This window comes from Spirosoma aureum (genome assembly GCF_011604685.1).
Classification (GTDB): domain Bacteria; phylum Bacteroidota; class Bacteroidia; order Cytophagales; family Spirosomataceae; genus Spirosoma; species Spirosoma aureum.
The window spans coordinates 1,350,314-1,370,971 of the sequence record NZ_CP050063.1; the positions used below are offsets into that span (position 1 = coordinate 1,350,314).

The 20,658-nt window shown below is 48.2% G+C and carries 14 protein-coding genes; 9 read left to right on the top strand and 5 right to left on the bottom strand.

The window, feature by feature from the left end; all coding sequences use genetic code 11:
- Positions 1–29: 29 nt before the first annotated feature.
- Positions 30–1,562 (bottom strand): alpha,alpha-trehalase TreF, encoded by a 1,533-nt coding sequence (treF, locus tag G8759_RS05510; RefSeq protein ID WP_167205970.1) that lies wholly within the window; start codon positions 1,560–1,562, stop codon positions 30–32.
- A 182-nt stretch (positions 1,563–1,744) separates the two neighbouring features.
- Between treF and G8759_RS05515 the strand changes: the two genes are divergently transcribed.
- Complete coding sequence (locus G8759_RS05515) at positions 1,745–3,013, top strand: MFS transporter (RefSeq protein WP_167205972.1); 1,269 nt, start codon at positions 1,745–1,747, stop codon at positions 3,011–3,013.
- A gap of 26 nt (positions 3,014–3,039) precedes the next feature.
- On the opposite strand, the gene G8759_RS05520 is transcribed toward G8759_RS05515, so the two are convergent.
- On the bottom strand, positions 3,040–3,615 hold the full coding sequence (locus G8759_RS05520; RefSeq protein ID WP_167205974.1) for a GNAT family N-acetyltransferase: 576 nt from the start codon (positions 3,613–3,615) through the stop codon (positions 3,040–3,042).
- Between the two features lie 184 nt (positions 3,616–3,799).
- Here G8759_RS05520 and uvrB point away from each other — a divergent pair, with 184 nt between their 5' ends.
- Both uvrB and G8759_RS05530 read left to right on the top strand, forming a co-directional pair.
- On the top strand, positions 3,800–5,821 hold the full coding sequence (gene uvrB / locus G8759_RS05525; RefSeq protein WP_167205976.1) for an excinuclease ABC subunit UvrB: 2,022 nt from the start codon (positions 3,800–3,802) through the stop codon (positions 5,819–5,821).
- Positions 5,822–6,210: 389 nt separating this feature from the next.
- A complete protein-coding gene (locus tag G8759_RS05530) occupies positions 6,211–7,941 on the top strand; it encodes a S41 family peptidase (RefSeq protein ID WP_167205978.1) in 1,731 nt (576 codons plus the stop codon).
- 64 nt (positions 7,942–8,005) lie between these two features.
- On the opposite strand, the gene G8759_RS05535 is transcribed toward G8759_RS05530, so the two are convergent.
- Positions 8,006–8,452, bottom strand: coding sequence for a hypothetical protein (locus G8759_RS05535; RefSeq protein WP_167205980.1), 447 nt, complete (start codon positions 8,450–8,452; stop codon positions 8,006–8,008).
- Positions 8,453–8,586: 134 nt separating this feature from the next.
- On the opposite strand from G8759_RS05535, the gene G8759_RS05540 reads away from it, so the two are divergent.
- Positions 8,587–9,159 carry a Crp/Fnr family transcriptional regulator gene (locus G8759_RS05540; RefSeq protein WP_167205982.1) on the top strand — a complete coding sequence of 191 codons (573 nt, stop codon included), beginning with the start codon at positions 8,587–8,589 and terminating at the stop codon, positions 9,157–9,159.
- Positions 9,160–9,231: 72 nt separating this feature from the next.
- Positions 9,232–9,987, top strand: coding sequence for an SDR family oxidoreductase (locus G8759_RS05545; RefSeq protein ID WP_197933095.1), 756 nt, complete (start codon positions 9,232–9,234; stop codon positions 9,985–9,987).
- Between the two features lie 77 nt (positions 9,988–10,064).
- Here G8759_RS05545 and ffh read toward each other — a convergent pair whose 3' ends face one another.
- Positions 10,065–11,384 (bottom strand): signal recognition particle protein, encoded by a 1,320-nt coding sequence (ffh, locus tag G8759_RS05550; RefSeq protein ID WP_167205984.1) that lies wholly within the window; start codon positions 11,382–11,384, stop codon positions 10,065–10,067.
- A 376-nt stretch (positions 11,385–11,760) separates the two neighbouring features.
- Between ffh and G8759_RS05555 the strand changes: the two genes are divergently transcribed.
- From G8759_RS05555 to G8759_RS05570, 4 genes are all read left to right on the top strand, one after another.
- Complete coding sequence (locus G8759_RS05555; RefSeq protein WP_167205986.1) at positions 11,761–12,117, top strand: hypothetical protein; 357 nt, start codon at positions 11,761–11,763, stop codon at positions 12,115–12,117.
- A 339-nt stretch (positions 12,118–12,456) separates the two neighbouring features.
- Positions 12,457–15,804: a SusC/RagA family TonB-linked outer membrane protein gene (locus tag G8759_RS05560; protein WP_232074140.1), complete on the top strand. Its 3,348-nt coding sequence runs from the start codon at positions 12,457–12,459 to the stop codon at positions 15,802–15,804.
- A gap of 58 nt (positions 15,805–15,862) precedes the next feature.
- Complete coding sequence (locus G8759_RS05565) at positions 15,863–17,659, top strand: RagB/SusD family nutrient uptake outer membrane protein (RefSeq protein WP_167205988.1); 1,797 nt, start codon at positions 15,863–15,865, stop codon at positions 17,657–17,659.
- Positions 17,660–17,763: 104 nt separating this feature from the next.
- Positions 17,764–18,606 carry an endonuclease/exonuclease/phosphatase family protein gene (locus tag G8759_RS05570; protein ID WP_167205990.1) on the top strand — a complete coding sequence of 281 codons (843 nt, stop codon included), beginning with the start codon at positions 17,764–17,766 and terminating at the stop codon, positions 18,604–18,606.
- A gap of 137 nt (positions 18,607–18,743) precedes the next feature.
- On the opposite strand, the gene G8759_RS05575 is transcribed toward G8759_RS05570, so the two are convergent.
- Positions 18,744–20,453, bottom strand: coding sequence for a peptidase dimerization domain-containing protein (locus tag G8759_RS05575; RefSeq protein WP_167205992.1), 1,710 nt, complete (start codon positions 20,451–20,453; stop codon positions 18,744–18,746).
- Between the last annotated feature and the right edge of the window lie 205 nt (positions 20,454–20,658).

A 20,658-nucleotide genomic window follows, 5' to 3' on the forward strand; every position in this document is an offset into this window, starting at 1 on the left:
TGTTTACGCTTTTAGAATAGACCGATCAATTAAATCGTATTGACGTCTCTTAAAAGCCTGAGATACACGCCATTGGTCCAGCCGAAGCCATCCTGGTTTGGGTATTCGCCCCCGCCCGTGGTGATGGCTGCATCGACCACATTATATTTTTCCATCATCTTGCCCGTTGTCTTAAAAACTTTATCGTTCAGGGCAAGCCAGCGATCGCGCCCTTCCTGTGCGGTCTCTACGAACCCGTAGTTCTGTAAGCCGCGATAAACGATCCATTGCAGAGGAGCCCAGCCATTGGGCCAATCCCATTGCTGGCCTGTATGATTGAACGTTGTTACCCAGCCACCTGCCTGCAGAAAATCAGCTTTGAGTCGGTCATGAACTCGGCTGGCCTGCTCAGGAGTAGCGAGTTTAAAGAAAAGCGGAAAAACCCCGGCCAGTGTTAGGGCCGTTGTTTGTTGACTGGTAACGGCATCATAATCATGGAAAAATCCAGTTTCTTCATTCCAGAAAGTGCTCAGGATGGCTTTCCTGCGATCAGTAAGCCGAGGGTCAAAGTCGTCATAGGCTAGTTTCCAGGAGCCCATCTGTAGGGCAGAATCGTGCAACATCACCTCAAGCCAATACAGCAGGCAATTCAGATCGACCGGAATCACGTCGGCGGTATGGATCAGGGCCATTGTTTTCTGGTCGGAGAACCATCGGCTGCTGAAATCCCAACCCGATTCGCAGGCCGCCCGAATGTGATTATAGAGCGCTTCCGGAATAACGCCTAGCGAATTGGCTTCTTCGGTCAGTTCAATTTCCTGCCGGTATGCTTCAGGGCGCGGAGTGGGCGTATTATCCCAGTAACGGTTTAGATAGGTATAGTCGCCCATTTTAACCAGCCGCTGATGGATGGTATCATCACCGGGAAACTTCCACTGACCTGCCATCCAGAAATCATATTCCCGCTGCAACTGCGGTTGATATTTTACCAGAATCTCTTTACCGTCAATTTCGGACAGTAAATGCACCATCAGGGCGAAATAGGGGGGCTGCGACCGGCTTAAAAAATAGGTTCGGTTTCCATTGGGTATAAAGCCAAATGTATCGATCAGGTAGGCGAAATTATCAATCATATCCCGAATCAGGTCGACTCTCCCTGATTCTTGCAGACCCAACATGGTGAAGTAACTATCCCAATAGAAAATTTCCCGGAATCGACCACCCGGCACAACATAGGGATGCGGCAAGGCTACCCGTGAGCTTCCTTCGATAACTTCATCAGTTGGGCGTGTGAGCCGATCCCACAGGCGATTGATGTGTTCTGCCGTCGGGATGGTTGTATCACTGACGTAATCACTGGCTATTTTTTCCGGGACGACGAAATTCGTTCGCACAAACGTTTCCAGATCGAAATCAGGCTTCGTTTTTTCGGTATGATATAATTCAATGAGTGATGCAGGAGGCAACTTGGGAATACAATCGACGAATGTTTTGGAGTCAGCAAAAATATGACTTAGCTGTACGTCGCGGAATAAATCACCAAAAAGCTGATCGGGCGACAGAAGATGCGGTTGATTTGCCAAGGTAAGAAAACGATTTTTCGGTGAAACAACTAAGTAACGGTGGTTTGTCACAGACCAGAACGGTTGCTCATAACCGTTCTACGGCTTTAAACAACTATTCTGAACAAAAGAAATAGTATAACTGTGACAAGAAAAGAAAATCCGTAAGTTTATCCTTTCTGAACTGGCAACCACCGTTTCTTATGAACTATTGGCGCATCAAATTGTCCCTGCTGCTTAACTATTTTGTTTTTGCAATTCTGCTAAACAGCGTTGGAACCGTTATCCTGCAAGTACAGAACAATTATGGCGTATCGGCTTCCTCGGCTAGCGTGCTCGAAGCCTTCAAAGATCTTACGATTGCTTTTGTCTCCTTTATCATTGCTTCCTATAGCACCCGCATTGGTTACAAACGAGCTATGCTGATTGCGTTGGGAGTGGTGACACTCGCCTGCCTGCTCATGCCGCAAGTGCCAGGTTTCTGGACAACCAAACTGCTTTTTGCCGCTACAGGGGCCAGTTTTGCCCTTATTAAAGTCTCGATCTTTGCAACAATTGGCCTCATTACAAAGGATTCGAACGAGCACGCCAGTTTCATGAATTTCCTCGAATCGTTTTTTATGATTGGCGTTTTGTCGGGATACTTTATGTTCAGCGCGTTCGTCGATGATACAAACCCGCAATCGACAGCCTGGCTATCGGTTTATTACATGCTGGCGGTTATCTCGCTGATTGCTTTTCTGTTACTACTCAGCACACCGGTTGATGAATCGAGTGTTCGTCATGAGGCTAGTAAATCACTGGCTGACGATCTGGGCGATATGTTTAAACTCGCCATAACGCCGGTCGTTCTGGTGTTTGTCATGACCGCTTTCATTTACGTACTGATGGAACAGGGAATCATGAGCTGGCTGCCCACTTTTAACAGCAAAATTCTAAAATTGCCGATCTCACTCAGTATTCAGATGGCGAGCATACTGGCGGCATCGACAGCGGCCGGGCGTTTCCTGGCAGGACTGCTGCTGCGTCGGTTGTCGTGGTATTGGCTATTGATCGGTTGCCTGGTTGTGGCTGCGGGTTTGGTGTTGCTGGCTTTGCCACTGGCGAGTTCAGTTGGCGACAAAGCGGTGACGGGCTGGGGCGATGCACCCATTGCCGCATTCATTTTTCCGATGATCGGTTTACTCATTGCTCCCATTTATCCGGCTATAAACTCGGCCATTCTGAGTAGCCTGCCTTTGCGTCAGCATGGCCCGATGGCCGGCCTGATCGTCATTTTCTCAGCGCTTGGCGGAACAACCGGGTCCATCATAACGGGCCATGTGTTTGAGGCTTATGGCGGACAGACGGCATTCTATTTCTCACTCGTGCCCATCGGATTGTTGTTGGTATTGCTAACCATCTTCCGTCGGATGCAGGCCAGAACTGGTGTCGCTGATAAGCTGGTCGATGTATCCTCCGGTGGCCACTAGCGGTTAACCAGACAAAGTACATAAGGCTATTCCAGTGTAAGGCACATGTCGTAATTGGGGCCGTTGTGCTCAAAAGTCCCAATCTCAGCGAAGCCATATTTTCGATAATACCGAACGGCCCGGCTATTTCCTGCCTGAACTCCGCCCCAGAGAATAATTCTTTTTTTTGCCATCGTTCGCGCAATCGCGATAATTTTCTCCATAAGGTATCCACCCAATCCCTGGCTCTGATAGGCATCGGCGATTGAAGGGGCCAGTGAACAGTCTGTCGCTGGATTTATGTCAATACCTAAACTGTTGTATCGGTCCGTATCTGAAGGTATAGCTCCAGCCTGTAAGAGCACATAGGTGATAATGGCCTGGTTGGCGGTTGAGGTGGCAATGAGCCGGACGCATTCATTCGGATTCAACGTAGCGCAGATGGTATTGACGGTTGCTGGATCGAAAGGATGTGGCGCAAAGTAGCCTTTAGTCGAAGCGGATAAGCCGTCGAAATACGCAATAAGCTTCGGGGCGTCGGCTGCTTCCAGTAAACGAACGACAATAGATTCATGCTTCAGGAGCTGTATCGTTTGAGGAGCAAACGGGTTTGGAGAAGACATAGAGTTCATGGATTGAACAAGTTCCCTGTATCGATAGTATTGTCTGGGATGGGTCTGTAGAAACGCAATCACGCAACGAAAAGCAAGTTGGATTGGGTGGCAATTCAGAAAGAGAATGATGTTTGATTCCTCCTTGCAATCCAGCCCAAATCTTCGTAAATTAGCCAGATTACTATCAACGCTAATGAGCTTTAAATTAACCTCAGAATTTCAGCCTACCGGCGATCAGCCAAAGGCTATCGAACAACTGGTCAAAGGTATAAGAGAAGGGGAACCATCGCAGGTATTACTCGGTGTAACCGGAAGCGGAAAGACATTCACTGTCGCTAACCTCATCGCCCAAACCGACCGGCCAACCCTGGTGCTGAGTCACAATAAAACGCTGGCAGCACAACTATACGGCGAGTTTAAGCAGTTCTTTCCCGACAACGCTGTCGAGTATTTTATCAGCTATTACGACTACTACCAGCCGGAAGCGTTTATTGCCACAACCAACACCTACATCGAGAAAGATCTTGCTATTAATGAAGAGATCGATAAACTGCGGCTGTCAGCTACATCGGCGCTGATGAGCGGTCGGCGCGACGTGATTGTCGTCGCATCGGTGTCGTGCATCTATGGTATGGGTAATCCCGAAGAGTTTAAGCGGAATGTTGTGCGCATTGGCGTTGGCGAACAGATGAGCCGTAACCAGTTTCTGCATCAACTGGTTGGGATTCTGTACAGCCGAACCGAAGGTGATTTCCAACGGGGAAACTTTCGCGTCAAAGGCGATACCGTTGACCTATACGTTGCCTATGCCGACTTTGCGTATCGGGTTATTTTCTTCGGCGACGAGATCGAAACCATTCAGCGAATCGACCCTTCAACGGGCAAAAAAATCTCGGAAGAACGGCTGGTTACCATCTTTCCCGCGAACCTTTTTGTAACGGGTCGCGATACGCTCAACAGCGCTATGTACGAAATTCAGGATGATCTGGTAGCGCAAATTCGCTACTTCGAGTCGGAGTTTCGGGAACAGGAAGCGACCCGTATTCGCGAGCGTACGGAGTTTGATCTGGAAATGATGCGCGAACTGGGCTACTGCTCCGGTATCGAAAACTATTCCCGTTATTTCGACCGTCGCCAGCCAGGGCAACGACCGTTCTGTCTGCTTGATTACTTCCCCGACGATTACCTAATGGTCGTCGATGAGAGTCACGTTACGATTCCGCAGATTCGGGCGATGTGGGGTGGTGACCGTTCCCGCAAAACGGCCCTTGTCGATTATGGATTTCGGTTGCCCTCGGCTATGGATAACCGACCGCTCACTTTTCAGGAGTTTGAAGATCTATCGGGGCAAACAATTTATGTATCGGCAACTCCATCCGATTATGAGCTACGGAAGAGCGAAGGCGTTGTTGTCGAGCAACTTATCCGGCCAACGGGTCTGCTTGATCCTGAAATAGAAGTACGACCGAGCCTGAACCAGATCGACGATTTGCTTGAATCCATCGATAGTCGTATCAAAAACAAGGAGCGGGTACTGGTAACAACCTTAACCAAGCGAATGGCTGAGGAGCTGACCAAATACCTCGACCGGGTTGGCATTAAAACGCGTTACATTCACTCCGAAGTAAAAACCCTCGATCGGGTCGAAATTCTGCGTGATCTGCGACTCGGAAACTTTGATGTACTGGTGGGGGTCAACCTCTTGCGGGAAGGACTTGATTTGCCGGAAGTATCGTTGGTAGCCATCATGGATGCTGACAAGGAAGGCTTCCTTCGTGACATCCGATCGCTGATCCAGACTATCGGACGGGCTGCAAGGAACTCCAACGGGAAGGTGATTATGTATGCCGATCGAATTACGGGGTCCATGCAAAAGGCCATCGAGGAAACCGATCGACGCCGGGCTATTCAGATGGAATACAATACCGACAATAATATTACGCCAACAACGGTACTTAAATCCCGTGAGTCTATCATGGGGCAGACCAAAGTTGCCGACTCGAAGGTCAAGCATTTCTATGTGGAGCCCGAAGAAATCCGAATTGCTGCTGATCCTGTGGTGCGATACATGGGCAAAGGCGATCTGGAAAAAGTCATAAACGAAACCCAGTCCAAAATGGAGCGTGCGGCCAAAGATCTCGACTTTCTGGAGGCTGCCCGCCTACGCGACGAGCTGTTTCAGTTACGCGATCGACTGAAGAAGGAAACAGCTTAGTAGTTATTAAGTAACTGGCAATGTTAAGCAAACCACAGGGGGCAAAGGATACAGGCTTTTAAACGTCAACCTTTATCCGTTAAAAGAATAAGTTCTTTGTTCCTCAGTGGTTGCCCAATGGCAAATCGTAAGTGAAAGTTTGCATTAATCAGGGCTTGCCAGAACTGGAGGTAACGCCCAATGTATCATCATTAAACCCAGTCCTAAGAAGTTTTTTAAGCGACTGTGAATTGGACGGTTACGCCTGTTTTGTTCGTTAATTCGTGCAGAAATCAACAGTTTTTTAACGTTGGGTATTTTTTTATACCATATAAGCGCATCTGGCAAACATTTCGCTATATTGAATACGTTTAGGGGTATATACTATGTGTTAAGAAGGGGACGAACGAATGGAGTCAGGAGAGAGCTTCAATAAAGATACGACGGGGCAAAAGCCGACCCGTTCAGAGATTCAAAACAGTAAGGCAACGGTCCGTTTACCCATGCTGTTGGGTATTACACTGGCTGGGGGAATGCTCATCGGAGCCACGTTTTTTGGTGGTTCGAAGAGCCTGAATACCATTGGGCGAGGCTATACCAAATACCGGGAAATCCTTCAACTGATCGAGAACAACTATGTCGATACGGTTAATACCGACGAGCTGGTCGATTTCTCCATTGAGAAGATGCTCGAAAAGCTTGATCCGCACACGGCCTACATGAACCCGCAGGACGCGGTTGCTGCCCGGTCGCAACTGGAAGGCGGTTTCGATGGCATAGGGGTCGAGTTCAATATTTTCAAGGACACGGTCTATGTTGTAACACCGCTGGCCGGTGGACCATCAGAAACGGCCGGAATTCTGAGTGGCGATAAGATCATTAAAGTAGATGATACACCTCTGGCCGGGAAGAAGATCGAAAACAGTGCCGTATTTAAAGCATTGCGTGGAAAACGGGGCACGGATGTCAAATTAACCATTCTGCGCAAAAATGAAAAAGAGCCTAAGGTCTTTACCATTACCCGCGATCGGATTCCGACCTACTCGGTCGATGCCGCCTATATGATCGACAATAAAACCGGCTACATTAAGGTCAATCGGTTTTCCGAAACAACGTACGATGAGTTCAAAACAGCGTTAACGGCGCTGAAGGGACAGGGAATGACCCAACTGCTGATGGATCTTCGTAATAATCCCGGTGGTTACATGGACCGCGCAACCAGCATCGCTGATGAGTTTATTGCAGGCAACAAATTACTGGTTTATACGGATGGGAAAGACAATCGCTATGATCGCCAGACATTTGCCCGCATTGCCGGACAGTTTGAAGAAGGGCCAATGATTGTGCTGGTTGATGAAGGCAGCGCATCGGCCTCTGAAATTGTGGCGGGTGCCTTGCAGGATCACGACCGGGCGCTGATAGCAGGTCGACGTTCGTTCGGTAAAGGGCTGGTTCAGATGCCCGTTACGTTGTCTGATGGCTCTGAACTGCGGTTAACGATCTCACGCTATTACACACCCAGTGGTCGTAGCATCCAGAAGCCCTACGTGCCGGGTCACGAAGGTGATTACGAGAAAGATCTCGAACAACGGTCAAAGCGGGGCGAATACTACATTGCCGACTCAATCAAGAACGATCCAAAGCTGAAGTTCAAAACCGATGGCGGACGGGTTGTTTATGGGGGTGGTGGCATTACACCCGATTATTTTATTCCGCGGGATTCAACCTGGCAGACAAGCTATCTGGTGCAGTTGTATAGCAAAAACATCATCCGTGAGTTCGCGATGGAATATACGAATGAGAACCGGAAGAAGTTGGAAAAACTGCCCTTTACGGAGTTCGATCGGACTGTTACGATCAATGATGAGCAGATGAACAAACTCATCAAAGACGCAACAGACGAAGGGGTGAAGTTTAACGAGAAAGAGTATAATCGCTCGAAAAACTATATTCGGACGCAGATTAAGGCACTCGTTGCCCGCACAATCTATCAGAAAAACAATAAAGGCGGTCAGAACAATGAGTTCTTCCGCGTTATCGGCGAATCGGACGATACCTACCAGAAAGCGCTGAAACTTTTCGACAGAGCCGATAAGCTCGAACACGGCATGTTTACCTACAACGCGCCGGAGAAAAAATAAAAGAGGGTTAGCAGTCTGCAGTAGGCAGTTTTCAGCTACAGGTTTACTGTAGACTGCTAACTGCCTACTGTTTCTGTTTTTTAGCAAACTGGTAAGCGAGCCCCAAATAGGTTTGCATAATACCATATTTGAAGTCTTTGCGCGAATAAGGAGCAAGCTCAAAAGCAGCCCTAAGATTCGGGATAAACGGAATTTTGGCCCGAACACCAAAGTGTAATGAATAGCCTTCCAGAACGTCGCGACTATCGAGCCCGTTCAGGAAGTTGGCCCGAATACCGAACCCCACATAGTAATTCACCTGTTCGCGTCGGGCAACGTTTACCATCGGGCAGAGTGTGGTGCTCAGCGACTCGAATGCCGTATTGGTCTGAAACCGGGCATCGAGCCAGAAAGGGCGATCGGCGTTGGTACTCACCGACACAATGGAATTAAAGGGGTAGTAGGCTACAGAAGCCTGACCAAAAGCAGCAGCAGTAACGCTAAGCAAAAGTGCGGTCAATACGTGTTTCATGGCCGCAAAACAACAACTTTCTGTTAAGAAACAAAGGTAACTGTCTGTAAAACGACTGATTGGCTTCAAGGCATGGGGCTTGTCAAACAGAACCTACGTTAGGGTAGGATCATGTCAGGTGTTATTTTTACGCCATGTTTGAGCCTTTTTTTCGATACCTGAGCCTTTTTAAAAGCATTCCGGAGGCTGACCGTAAGCTGATAGAATCGGCCTTAACGTACCATATCCTGGCCGAAAATGAGTATCTGCTTAAAGAGGGTTCCGTTAGTCATAGGCTGTATTTCATTTGCCAGGGCATTGTGCGGATTGTGGCTCAGAACGAACAGGGAAAAGAAGTAACCCACTTCTTTCTGAAAGAAAATCAGCTGGTTACCATTCTCGAAAGTTTCACAAACGATACCCCAGCTAAAGAAAGTATCCAGGCCGCCTGTGATGCAGAAGTGATTGCCATCTCGAAAAGCAGTCTGCTGGACTTATATGAGAAGATACCCTATCTGAAAGAACTGATCAGTTATCTCACTCAACAGACCCTTTTGACAAAAATCCAGACCCGTAATGCCTACCTGGGTCAGGACGCTACGGCGCGCTATCAACAGTTTTTGCTCCGGCAACCTGAAATTGCCATGCGGGTTTCGCTACAGGACATTGCCTCCTATCTGGGTATTACGCAGCAATCGCTGAGTCGAATTCGTAAAAATAGCCGCTAACGCTTTTTACCATTTGTTAACTAGTTCCTGTTTGGCACTTCCGAATTTTGCCTTCGATTAACTGCATGAATAATGAATACGAAGGAAAATACCGTGATGAACAGCCGGTCAGGCCTGGCTGGTAAACGCATTCTGTTGCTGGGAGGAACATCTGGGATCGGGTTTGCAACGGCTCAGGCAGCCGCACAGGAAGACGCTTTAATTGTTGTTGTCTCTAGTAACAAACAGCGGGTCGATCAGGCTGTTGCCGAGCTTCCGGAAGGCACCGAAGGATATGCCGTTGATTTAACCAATGAGGATCAGGTGCGCGGATTCTTCGACTCGGTCGGTTCGTTTGATCACCTGGTCTTTACGGCCGGTGAATCCCTTCAGCTTGGCGAGCTGGCATCGACTAGCCTCGATAGTGCCCAACAGTATTTCAATCTACGTTATTGGGGCGCTTTCATGGCGGCTAAATATGCGGCTCCGCACATTCTGCCAGGTGGGTCTATTGTTTTTACAACGGGGATAGTAAGCTTACGGCCACAAAAAGGGTGGTCGTTGGGCGCCAGTATCTGTGGGGCTATGGACGCATTTACGCGGGCGATGGCCATGGAACTCGCCCCGATTCGGGTAAACGCCGTATGCCCTGGCGTCGTCAAAACAGATCTATGGAAGAATATGTCGGAAACCGATCGTGTTACGATGTATGATCAAATTGGCCGATCGCTGCCGGTGGGGCGGATTGGTGAAGGATCCGATATTGCCCAAACCTACCTTTACCTGATGAAGCAGGAATGGAGTACCGGGCAGATACTGGTAGTTGACGGAGGGGCAGTTCTGGTTTAAATTAATGAGTGAAAGAGCGAATGAGTGAAAGATTATCCTACCAGTCTTTCACTCATTCGCTCTTTCACTCATTAAATCTATCGCATCATTTTATTGAGCTTGCCCGATGCCTGCATGGTATTCATTTTCTTCATCATCTTGCGCATTTCATCGAACTGCTTCAATAGATTGTTCACCTGCTGAATGTTCGTGCCGCTACCAGCTGCTATGCGTTTCTTCCGGCTTCCATCAATGATGTCGGGCCGTTGGCGTTCTTTAGGCGTCATGGAGCTAATGATGGCTTCAATGGGCTTGAATGAATCGTTATCGATGTCCAGATCCTTGATCATTTTGCCCATTCCCGGAATCATACCAAGCAGATCTTTGACGTTACCCATCTTTTTAATCTGCTGTAGCTGGCTCAGGAAGTCGTCGAAATCGAACTGATTCTTTCGCATCTTGGCGTTGATGCGTTTCGATTCTTCTTCGTCGAATGCCTGTTGTGCACGCTCCACCAGCGATATCACGTCGCCCATACCCAGAATCCGGCTTGCCATCCGGTCAGGGTAAAACACGTCGAGAGCTTCCATTTTCTCGCCCGTGCTAATAAATTTAATCGGCTTATTGACAACCGTTTTGATCGAAAGCGCTGCTCCGCCCCGAGCGTCACCGTCGAGTTTGGTGAGCACGACGCCGTCGAAGTCAAGCCGGTCGTTGAAGGTTTTGGCCGTGTTAACCGCATCCTGACCCGTCATCGAATCGACAACGAATAAGGTTTCAGTCGGAGTGATGGCCCGTTTAACGGCCTCAATTTCCTTCATCATGGCCTCATCTACGGCCAGACGCCCGGCCGTATCGACGATCACGATTTTTTTGCCGGTCTTACGAGCCTGGATAATTGCATTTTGGGCAATCTGAACGGCGTTTTTATTTTCTGGCTCTGAATAGACCTCAACCCCGACCTGCTCGCCAAGCACTTTCAGCTGGTCGATAGCTGCCGGGCGATAAATGTCGGCCGCAACCAGGAGCACATTACGCCCCTGTCTTTTCAGGTACGACGCCAGTTTGCCGGAAAATGTTGTTTTACCAGACCCTTGTAAACCCGCAATAAGTATCACCGCCGGATCGCCTTTGACATTGATGCCCTGCGCTTCGCCACCCATCAGCTCGGTCAGCTCTTCCTGTACGATCTTGACGAACAGTTGGCCTGGTTCGACGGATATCAGCACTTTGCGGTCGATCGCCTTGTCGCGGATACGGTCTGTAATGTCTTTCGCAACTTTATAGTTTACGTCAGCGTCGGTAAGCGCCCTACGCACTTCTTTAATGGTTGCGGCAACGTTAATTTCGGTGATGCGGCCCTGCCCTTTCAGGGTCTTGATAGCCTTATTAAGTTTATCCTGAAGATTCTCGAACATAGTCTATTACAAACGATAGCACAAAGATAACAGTTTCCTTCGGGCATTGATTGCTGTAGAGACGTATCGGTTCGACAACGAATTACATTTTTAGCGGTAAGTATCCTGCGTTTGCCTGCCTCTTGGACACAAAATATAGTTGAAAACGTACTTCTCATTCGGCGTACCGAAAAATCTGTTCTTTCTAACCTTTTAGGAACAATATAATATTTGGCATTATAGTTGATAGGATGAAAACATAACGAGTTTATTTATTACTACTTAAATCCAAAAATATGGGGTGATTGTACTAATCTAGTTGTTATATTTGTAACAATGCGTCATGCGTGCATAGGTTGCTGATACGACACCGGAGTAACTTTTACTAAACAACCTCATGAGAACTAATTTAATCAGAAAAGTAACAGGCTGCGTATCCATTACATTAGTAGCTGCCAGTCCGTTCGTAACGACTTTTGCTAGTTCGGCTCCCTTGCAGGGAGGGCTGATAGCGAGCGCGAAGACTACCACCGAAACGGCACCTTCCCGCGATAAAGCTGAGTCGGAGAAAATGGCCAAAGCACCTGTCCTGATACGCAAGGCCCCTGCTAAAACGGAAACGACACCTACTACTGCCGCTACTACGAACCCTAAAGAACAGAAAACGCACGATAAAAAGACGATCAGCCGCTGCTGGAAACGGTTGATGACAATGGTCCGTGAGGTGAGCCACGCTCATCAGACAAAGAAATAAAACACCCTTATCCCCAACCAAAAATGCCCCCAAGCTTTTCAGGAGCTTGGGGGCATTTTTGGTTTATTCTATTCGTTATCGACCTTACTTTTAATCAATATATTATACTATACGAAGATAGTATTGACTGAAAATAATTCCTCTTATCTAGAAAATCAAATAAGTAGAATAAGTTTGTTTTAATGTTATGTAGGTACATTTAACTCTGTAGTAACATAAGCGCTCCTAATTTTGCGCCACTAAAGAGATTATAATGGCTGTCTCTGAGGGGTCGAGGCTCATACAGTTCGGGCTTCTCAGGACATTAATACTTCTTTCATTTTCTAACAACTCACAATTATGAAGAGAGATGTACCTCTAAGACGGGTTGTGCTACAGACCAGTAGGATACCTCGTGCGCAGTTTGCAGCCTCACTACTTTTCTGGGGATTATCTGTAGCCAGCAACGGATATGCAACAGGCACTACGCTGACGGACGAACTGTCCGAAATGCGGCATTTACCAACTGCCCTTGCCGATCAGGTAGTAACGGGCACAGTTTCCGACGAAAAAGGCGATCCCCTGCCAGGAGTGAGCATTGTGGTAAAAGGCCAGCAGCGCGGAACCAATAGCGACACGAAAGGGCAATACCGTATCACCGTTCCCGACGGGTCGGCCACATTGGTTTTTTCCTTTGTCGGCTATCTGCCGCAGGAACTGGTCGTTGGCAATCAAACGGTCTTAAGCGTTACCCTGAAAACCGATACTAAATCACTGGAAGAGGTTGTTGTGGTTGGTTATGGTACGCAGAAGAAAATTAATCTGACTGGCGCTGTTGATCAGGTAACTAGTGAGGTACTCGAAAACCGATCGCTTCCTAACCTCTCCCAGGGTTTGCAGGGTACAATTCCGAACCTGAACTTAACCATGGGTGATGGTAAGCCAACTCAGTCGCCTTCGTATAACATCAGAGGAACTACTTCGATAGGGCAAGGTGGAAATGCGCTTGTATTGATCGATGGTGTAGAAGGCGATCCCAGCCGACTCAATCCCAACGATGTCGCAACGGTTTCGGTCCTGAAGGACGCGGCTTCGGCGGCTATTTACGGGGCCAGAGGAGCGTTTGGTGTGGTGCTGATCACAACGAAGAATCCGACAAAAGATCGAACCAGCATAACGTATTCGGTTAATCACTCCATCAAAAGCCCAACCACCGTTCCGAAGTTTGTAACGAATGGCTATCAGTTTGCCAAGATGTTCAACGAAGGCTGGACAGCCTGGAACGATTATTCGCAGACACCCCAGAATATCAACAAAACGGTTCGGTTCTCGCCCGCGTATCTGACGGAGCTGGAACGCCGGAATAACGATCCAAGCTTACCAAAAACAGTTGTCGATCCGACTTCCGGTGAGTATGTCTATTACGAAAATACGGATTGGTATGGCGAACTGTATAAAAACACGACCAGCGCTACTGAACACAATCTGTCGTTTTCGGGAAGTAGCGGAAAGGCCGACTTTTATGTAACGGGCCGCTATTACTCACAGGATGGCCTGTTTCGGTACAATTCCGACGATTACAAGATTCTGAGCCTGCGGGCAAAAGGGTCGATCCAGCTCTATCCGTGGCTCAAGATTTCGAATAATGCCGACTTCTCGTCCATGAAGTACCATAATCCGCTGAACGTTGGTGAAGGCGGTGGTATCTGGCGTAACATTGCCGATGAAGGTCATATGGTTGCCCCGATGTTTAACCCCGATGGAACCCTTACGTATTCGGCGGCTTACACCGTTGGCGATTTCTGGTATGGCAAAAATGGGATCAACATGGACCGGCGTGTGTTCCGGAACACGGCTGATTTTGCTACTCAGTTCTTCGATGACAAATTCCGGGTGAAAGGGAATTTTACGTTCCAGACGACTGACAACAACGAATACCGTACGCGTGTGCCGGTTCCCTATAGCCGCAAACCGGGCGTTATCGAATATGTTGGCACGAATTACAACGACCTTCAGAATTTATACCGGCAAACACTCTATACGGCTACCAACCTCTATGCCGAATATGAGCCCCGATTCAGTCCGAGCCATTACGTAAAGATATTGGCCGGTTATAACTACGAGAACTCGAATTACCGACGGCTGGAAGTTGTACGGAATGGCCTTATTTACGAGAACGCTCAGGACATCAACCTGGCGCTGGGTCAGTCGATCACGACAGGTGGTGGTATGGAAACATGGGCTATTTTGGGTGGCTTTTATCGATTAAACTACGGATTTAAAGATCGATATCTGCTTGAGTTGAATGGCCGGTATGATGGTTCGTCCAAATTTCCAACCAGCGAACGATATGCATTCTTTCCGTCGGTTTCGGCCGGCTGGCGCGTATCGAATGAACCGTTCTGGAAAGTTTCGCCGAAGCTCTTTACTGACCTCAAAATTAGAGCTTCCTATGGTTCTCTGGGGAATGGAAGTATTGGCTCCTACGCTTTCCAGGAACAATTTTCGATTGCTCAATCGAGTGCCGTGCTGAATGGCGTTAAGCCGCAGTATACAAAGCAGCCTAGTGTAATTCCAAATGGACTTACCTGGGAAACATCGACGACCTCTGATTTAGGGATCGACCTCGGTATGCTGAATAACCGACTGACCTTCACGGGGGATGCCTACATTCGGAAAACAACCGGCATGTTCACCGTGGGTATGACGCTGCCTGCTGTATTTGGAACTGACGTACCGAAGGGTAACTATGCTGATCTCACGACCAAAGGATGGGAAGCGGTGCTTACCTGGCGTGATAAGCTCTCGGTTGCCAGCAAGCCATTTAACTATGAAGTTCGACTAACTATGTCTGACTATCAGGCTACTATCGACCAGTTCAATAATCCAAACAGGCGATTGACGGATTATTACGCTGGTCAGAAAGTGGGAGAGATCTGGGGATACGAAACGGCCGGTTTTTATACATCCGAAGAAGACGTTAAAAATTCACCTAAACAAACGCTGTTTAAAGCCTCAAACACAGGACAGTGGTTGCCGGGCGATATTAAATTCCGTGACCTGAATGGCGATGGCGTCATTAACAATGGCGACAATACAGTAGACAGCCCCGGCGACCGGCGGATTATCGGTAACTCGACTCCACGCTATACGTATGGCGTTATGCTGGGTGCCGACTGGAATAACTTTTTCATCTCGGCGTTTTTCCAGGGCGTCGGCAAACAGGATTGGTGGCCGGGTTCGGAAGCGGGTATCTTCTGGGGGCAGTATAATCGTCCTTACAACAAACTACCGGAGTGGCAACTGGGCAACATCTGGTCGGCCGATAACCCGAATGCCTATCTGCCCCGGTATCGTGGCTATGTGGCTCAGAACAGCGCTGGTGAATTGTATCAGCAGCAAACGAAATACCTTCAGAACGCTGCATACCTGCGGATGAAGAACATTCAGATTGGCTACAACCTGCCGCGTTTGCTGATCCGGAAAGTGGGTATGAATAGCGCCCGGATCTTTGTTTCGGGCGAAAATCTCCTGACCTGGTCTCCGCTCTACAAGATTACAAAAGATCTGGATATCGAGAATATTGGCCGATCCGATGCTGTGCTGAACCCGCCCTCTAACAGCGATCCGAATAGTAATAGCAGCGGTAACGGGAACAACTACCCGATTCTGAAAAGCTTCACACTGGGGTTGTCGGCTACATTCTGATCCGTCAGACAAAACTGCGTAGTGGTATCGATTCGATAAACTTTGACATCTTCAAAAAATGAAATCATATTATAGTTTACTTTTTCTGGCCGGGTTTTTCCTGGTAGGATGCAGCGAACTGGAGCAAGTTCCGGAATCGACGGCCTCAAAGGCTGCCGTATTTGGTAGCGAAAAAGGACTGGAATTATACGCCAATTCATTTTATACGCCGTTGACTGGTCCTGACTTTAGTATTCTTCCAACGGCCAACAGCATCATTCGGGCCGATGAAATGGCTGATTATTCGGCTCGTACACAGGTGCCTGATTTTCTGCGTGAAGGCGCTTATGGACCCCGGCAAAGCTCCGGCTGGGATTGGCGTGCTTTACGGAACATCAATTATTTCATTGCCAATGTACCAAACCCCGCTATTGCGCCGGACGTACAGCGGCATTACATCGGATTAGCCCGGTTCTTTAGAGCCTTGTTTTATTTCGATAAAGTAAAGCGTTTTGGTGATGTTCCCTGGATTAACAAACCCCAGGATATCAGCGACCCGACGTTGTATAACGGTCGCGATTCGCGCGCGATGGTCATGGATTCGGTTTTGGCCGATCTGGATTTTGCCACGCAGAACATACGGACCACAAGCGATAACTCCCGTAGCCTGATCACGAAATCAGTTGCGTATGGCTTCAAATCGAGGGTGTGTCTGTTCGAAGGAACATTCCGGAAATACCGTACTAGCTATAACCTGGGCAGCACGGCCGATAAGTGGCTGAATGAAGCGGTCAATGCGGCCGACAAAGTCATTAAAGAAGGTGGTTTCAGTCTGAATGAAGCAGGTGGAACGGATAAATCGTATCGGCAACTGTTTATCAATAAAACACCAGTTGCGAATGAGATCATGCTGTCGGCGGTGGTTGATGCCACGTTGAGTGTTTATAACGATGCCAACTGGTGGTGGACGAGCGCGACTTATGGCTCACGCGTGAGCCTGATCCGGACGTTCGTTAATACCTATCTGAACATTGATGGAACCCCTTTTACGGATAAACCAGGTTATCAGACCATGACATTCATGGACGAAGTGAAGAACCGCGATAAACGGTTGCAACAAACCATTCGTATGGGCAACTATACCCGGATCAATGGAGGAGCCGTTGAGCCGGGGCCACCCGTTTTCTCCTATACCTACACGGGTTACATGCCCATTAAGTGGTCGCTGGATGATACCTACTATGATGGTGGCACCCGTAACGATAATTCCATTTCCATCATGCGGTACGCCGAAATTCTGCTGAACTATGCCGAAGCGAAAACGGAACTCGGTACGCTTACGAATGATGATTGGGCAAAAACGGTTGGCGCACTCCGGAAACGGGCTGGTATAACAAGCGGCTTAACGACCAAACCTGCAGTGGTTGATCCCTATTTGAAGGCTAACTATTTCCCGGATATCGCTGATCCTGTGCTGCTTGAAGTTCGGCGGGAGCGGGGCATTGAGTTAGCGCTGGAGGGGTTCCGTTTTTACGATATTGTCCGTTGGAATCGCGGGCCGTTAATGGATCAGGTATGGAATGGATTTTACGTACCGGCCCTCGACAAGCCACTCGACCTGAACGAAGATGGTAAAAACGATGTGGTTTTCTACAAAACAAAACCAGCCACTCAACTGCCAGGTGTTACCTACGTTAACGTCGCTGAAACCGTGAACGGCGTAGCGAATCCACAGCGGTTGAAAAACGATACATCTGGCGAATTGACATGGCTGAGCAATATTCCAAGAAAATGGGATGAGAAATATTATCTCTACCCAATTCCGGAAAACGATCGGTTATTGAATCCTAAGATTGGGCAGAATCCAGGCTGGTAACCAGTTGACCCAAATGGCGAAATACCGTTTGGGTCAAAATCATCGCTCAGGTAGAAATAAACCGGTTCTCTCTTCACATAGCAAGTCTATAAAACCAATATAAAATGCGCGTACTCTTTTTTCTCTTATTGGGTGGTATTTTGACTACACAAGGATCGTTTGCCCAGCAGTCTGATTTCATTAACGTTGCTACGTATAACCTGCGCTACAACAACAAAGGCGACGGTGTAAACGCATGGCCGAACCGGAAGGAAAATGTAAAAGCCTTAATTCAATTCCATGAATTTGATATTTTCGGGACGCAGGAAGGTTTGCGCGACCAATTGAATGGCATCGCCGAACTAAACGATTATGCTTTTTTTGGAGCAGGTCGCGATGACGGTAAGGAAGCGGGCGAACACTCGGCCATATTTTACCGGAAAGATCGGTTTAAAATAGGCCAATCGGGAAATTTCTGGTTGAGCGAAAACCCCGATAAACCGGGCAAAGGCTGGGATGCCACCTGTTGCAATCGAATCTGTTCCTGGGCTAAGTTTACCGACCTGAAAACGAAGAAGACCTTTTTCTTCTTCAGCGTTCATTTCGATCATCAGGGGGTTGAAGCACGTCGGCAATCAGGTAAGCTTATGGTCGCTAAAATTAAGGAGATCGCTAAAAATGACCCGGTTATTCTGGTCGGTGATTTGAATTCTACGCCCGAAACCGAACAGGTTCAAACGCTTCAAACATTGCTGAGCGATGCCCATAACGTTACGGCTCAGCCGCCCTATGGTCCGGAAGGCACCTTCAATAGCTTTAAGTTCGACGCGCCGATGGATAAACGAATCGACTATATTTTTGTTAGCAAGCAGTTTACGGTATTGAAATATGGTGTTTTAACCGATGCCAAAGAGCAACGTTATCCGTCAGACCATCAGCCGGTAGTCGCCAAGGTTGTGCTTAAATAATTCTGAGTGTTATTAACTGATCGCTGATGGTCAACCATCAGCGATCAGTTGCTTTTTAGCGATGTATAACCTCTATAAAATGAAACATCCCGAAAGCGTTGAGCTTCCGGGATGTTTCATTCCAGATCTAGTCAGGTTTATTCGCGCGACGACGAGGAAGATACTTTTGCCGCCGTCGATTTCTCTTTTTCCATTACTTTCTTAACGGCTTCGCGCTGATCGTCACGTACGGTTGGATATGTGATGCCCAGTTGCTCCAGATAGCTTTTGTACTTGCTTGGGTCGTAGTAAAACTTCTCGAGCTTTGGTTTGAACTCGGCCATGATCTTCTTATTCAGATAGATAGCCGGTTGTTCTTTGTTCGAAATCAGCGGTTCGTATTTGATGTCTTTCGTCTGCTCATCTTTGTAATAAGCCCAGGCATCTTTGATGATTTCGGGTTTCAGGAGCAAATCCAGCAGGGTCATGGCCTCCGCCTTGGCACCATATACGACGCCTTTGTGAGCAATAGGCGTGGCCATCGAAATGGCATTCGCCCAGTGGTGGCCGGGCAGACCCGGAATGTTGCTGGGATAGCGCAGTACAATCGTTGGCAGCGACCACGAAATATCGGCAATATCATCAGATCCACCGCCCATTGGGGTCATGGCCTGACCGCCCATCATAACAACCGGAGCCGACGATGTTGGCATCCCCATTGAATCCAGCTTTACAGCCAGCCCTTCGGTCTTGGGTGCCTGCAACTCAATTTGCGAAGCTCTGGCCAGAAGCTGATCTTCCTGAGACCAGGTTGGCAAACCAACTTTTTTGATGTTATCGTATGCCGCGGCTGCAATAACACGGTTTGTATGCACTGGCCAGGCCGATCCCAAAATTTCATAGGTGAATTTGGTATCGGTCATCATTGCAGCACCTTCCGCTATTTTTACGCCCGTTTCATAAAGCTTCTTGATTTTCGGGTAGGTCCGTTCGCGGAAATAATACCAAACAGCTGCTTTTGACGGTACGACGTTGGGTTGATCACCCCCGTCCGAAATGACATAGTGTGAGCGTTGGGTCAGTTCGAGGTGTTCGCGCCGGAAGTTCCAGCCAATATTCATCAATTCTACGGCATCCAGGGCACTGCGTCCGCGCCAGGGAGCCCCTGCTGCGTGGGCAGCCTGTCCTTCAAAATTGAATTTTACCGAAACAAGACCGTTATTTCCATTATCACCCCACGAAACGCCAAGGTTGTTGCCAACGTGGGTGAAAATACAGGCATCGACATCTTTGAAATAACCATCGCGTACATAAAACGCTTTCGTACCGACGAGTTCTTCGGCTACGCCCGGCCAGAGCATCAGCGTACCCGGAATTTTCTCCCGTTCCATCAGTTTCTTGACGGCCAATACGGCTACAATGTTGAGCGCCTGACCTGAGTTGTGTCCTTCGCCGTGACCGGGAGCTCCATCGACAATCGGATCTTTGTAGGCAACACCGGGTTTCTGGCTGGCTTTCGGGATGCAGTCAATGTCGGAGCCAACGGCAATAAGCGGCTTTCCTGATCCCCAGGTAGCAATCCAGGCCGTTGGAATTCCTGAAATGCCTTTCTTGATCGTAAACCCTTCTTTTTCGAGCAGCGTAGTCAGGTATTTGAACGATTCTTCTTCCTGGAAGCCCAGTTCTGAAAAGCTGAACAACATATCGTTGATCTGTTGCGCCATAACAGCATTAGCCTCAACAGCGGCAACAGCCTCCTGTTTCAGTTTATCGATCCGGTCGTTGGATTTAGGCGCTTTTTTTGCCTGCCCGAAAACGAATACGGGAAGCAATAACAGCACAAATAACAGATTTGTACAGTTTTTCATGGGTATTTCAAAATTTTATGTTGTATGATTGGGTAATTGGCGAATAAATTTACTAATAGTGTGCGATGTTACCAGCTTTTACATGTAAAAGCTGGTAATTATCTTCATCAATTGATGAATCAGGATCGGTCAGGTGGCTTCATGATTTAACCGGTTTACGACCCCCAATACAACTGATTTTGCTCGCCTTTACAGGCGAGACTGC

Excerpts from the sequence above, each read along its gene's own strand:
- G8759_RS05565 (WP_167205988.1), top strand. The coding sequence starts at position 15,863 with ATGAAATCATATTATAGTTTACTTTTTCTGGCCGGGTTTTTCCTGGTA.
- G8759_RS05560 (WP_232074140.1), top strand. The coding sequence starts at position 12,457 with ATGAAGAGAGATGTACCTCTAAGACGGGTTGTGCTACAGACCAGTAGG.
- G8759_RS05540 (WP_167205982.1), top strand. The coding sequence starts at position 8,587 with ATGTTTGAGCCTTTTTTTCGATACCTGAGCCTTTTTAAAAGCATTCCG.
- G8759_RS05555 (WP_167205986.1), top strand. The coding sequence starts at position 11,761 with ATGAGAACTAATTTAATCAGAAAAGTAACAGGCTGCGTATCCATTACA.
- G8759_RS05535 (WP_167205980.1), bottom strand. The coding sequence starts at position 8,452 with ATGAAACACGTATTGACCGCACTTTTGCTTAGCGTTACTGCTGCTGCT.
- G8759_RS05520 (WP_167205974.1), bottom strand. The coding sequence starts at position 3,615 with ATGTCTTCTCCAAACCCGTTTGCTCCTCAAACGATACAGCTCCTGAAG.
- uvrB (WP_167205976.1), top strand. The coding sequence starts at position 3,800 with ATGAGCTTTAAATTAACCTCAGAATTTCAGCCTACCGGCGATCAGCCA.
- G8759_RS05515 (WP_167205972.1), top strand. The coding sequence starts at position 1,745 with ATGAACTATTGGCGCATCAAATTGTCCCTGCTGCTTAACTATTTTGTT.
- G8759_RS05570 (WP_167205990.1), top strand. The coding sequence starts at position 17,764 with ATGCGCGTACTCTTTTTTCTCTTATTGGGTGGTATTTTGACTACACAA.
- G8759_RS05545 (WP_197933095.1), top strand. The coding sequence starts at position 9,232 with ATGAATACGAAGGAAAATACCGTGATGAACAGCCGGTCAGGCCTGGCT.
- G8759_RS05575 (WP_167205992.1), bottom strand. The coding sequence starts at position 20,453 with ATGAAAAACTGTACAAATCTGTTATTTGTGCTGTTATTGCTTCCCGTA.
- G8759_RS05530 (WP_167205978.1), top strand. The coding sequence starts at position 6,211 with ATGGAGTCAGGAGAGAGCTTCAATAAAGATACGACGGGGCAAAAGCCG.
- ffh (WP_167205984.1), bottom strand. The coding sequence starts at position 11,384 with ATGTTCGAGAATCTTCAGGATAAACTTAATAAGGCTATCAAGACCCTG.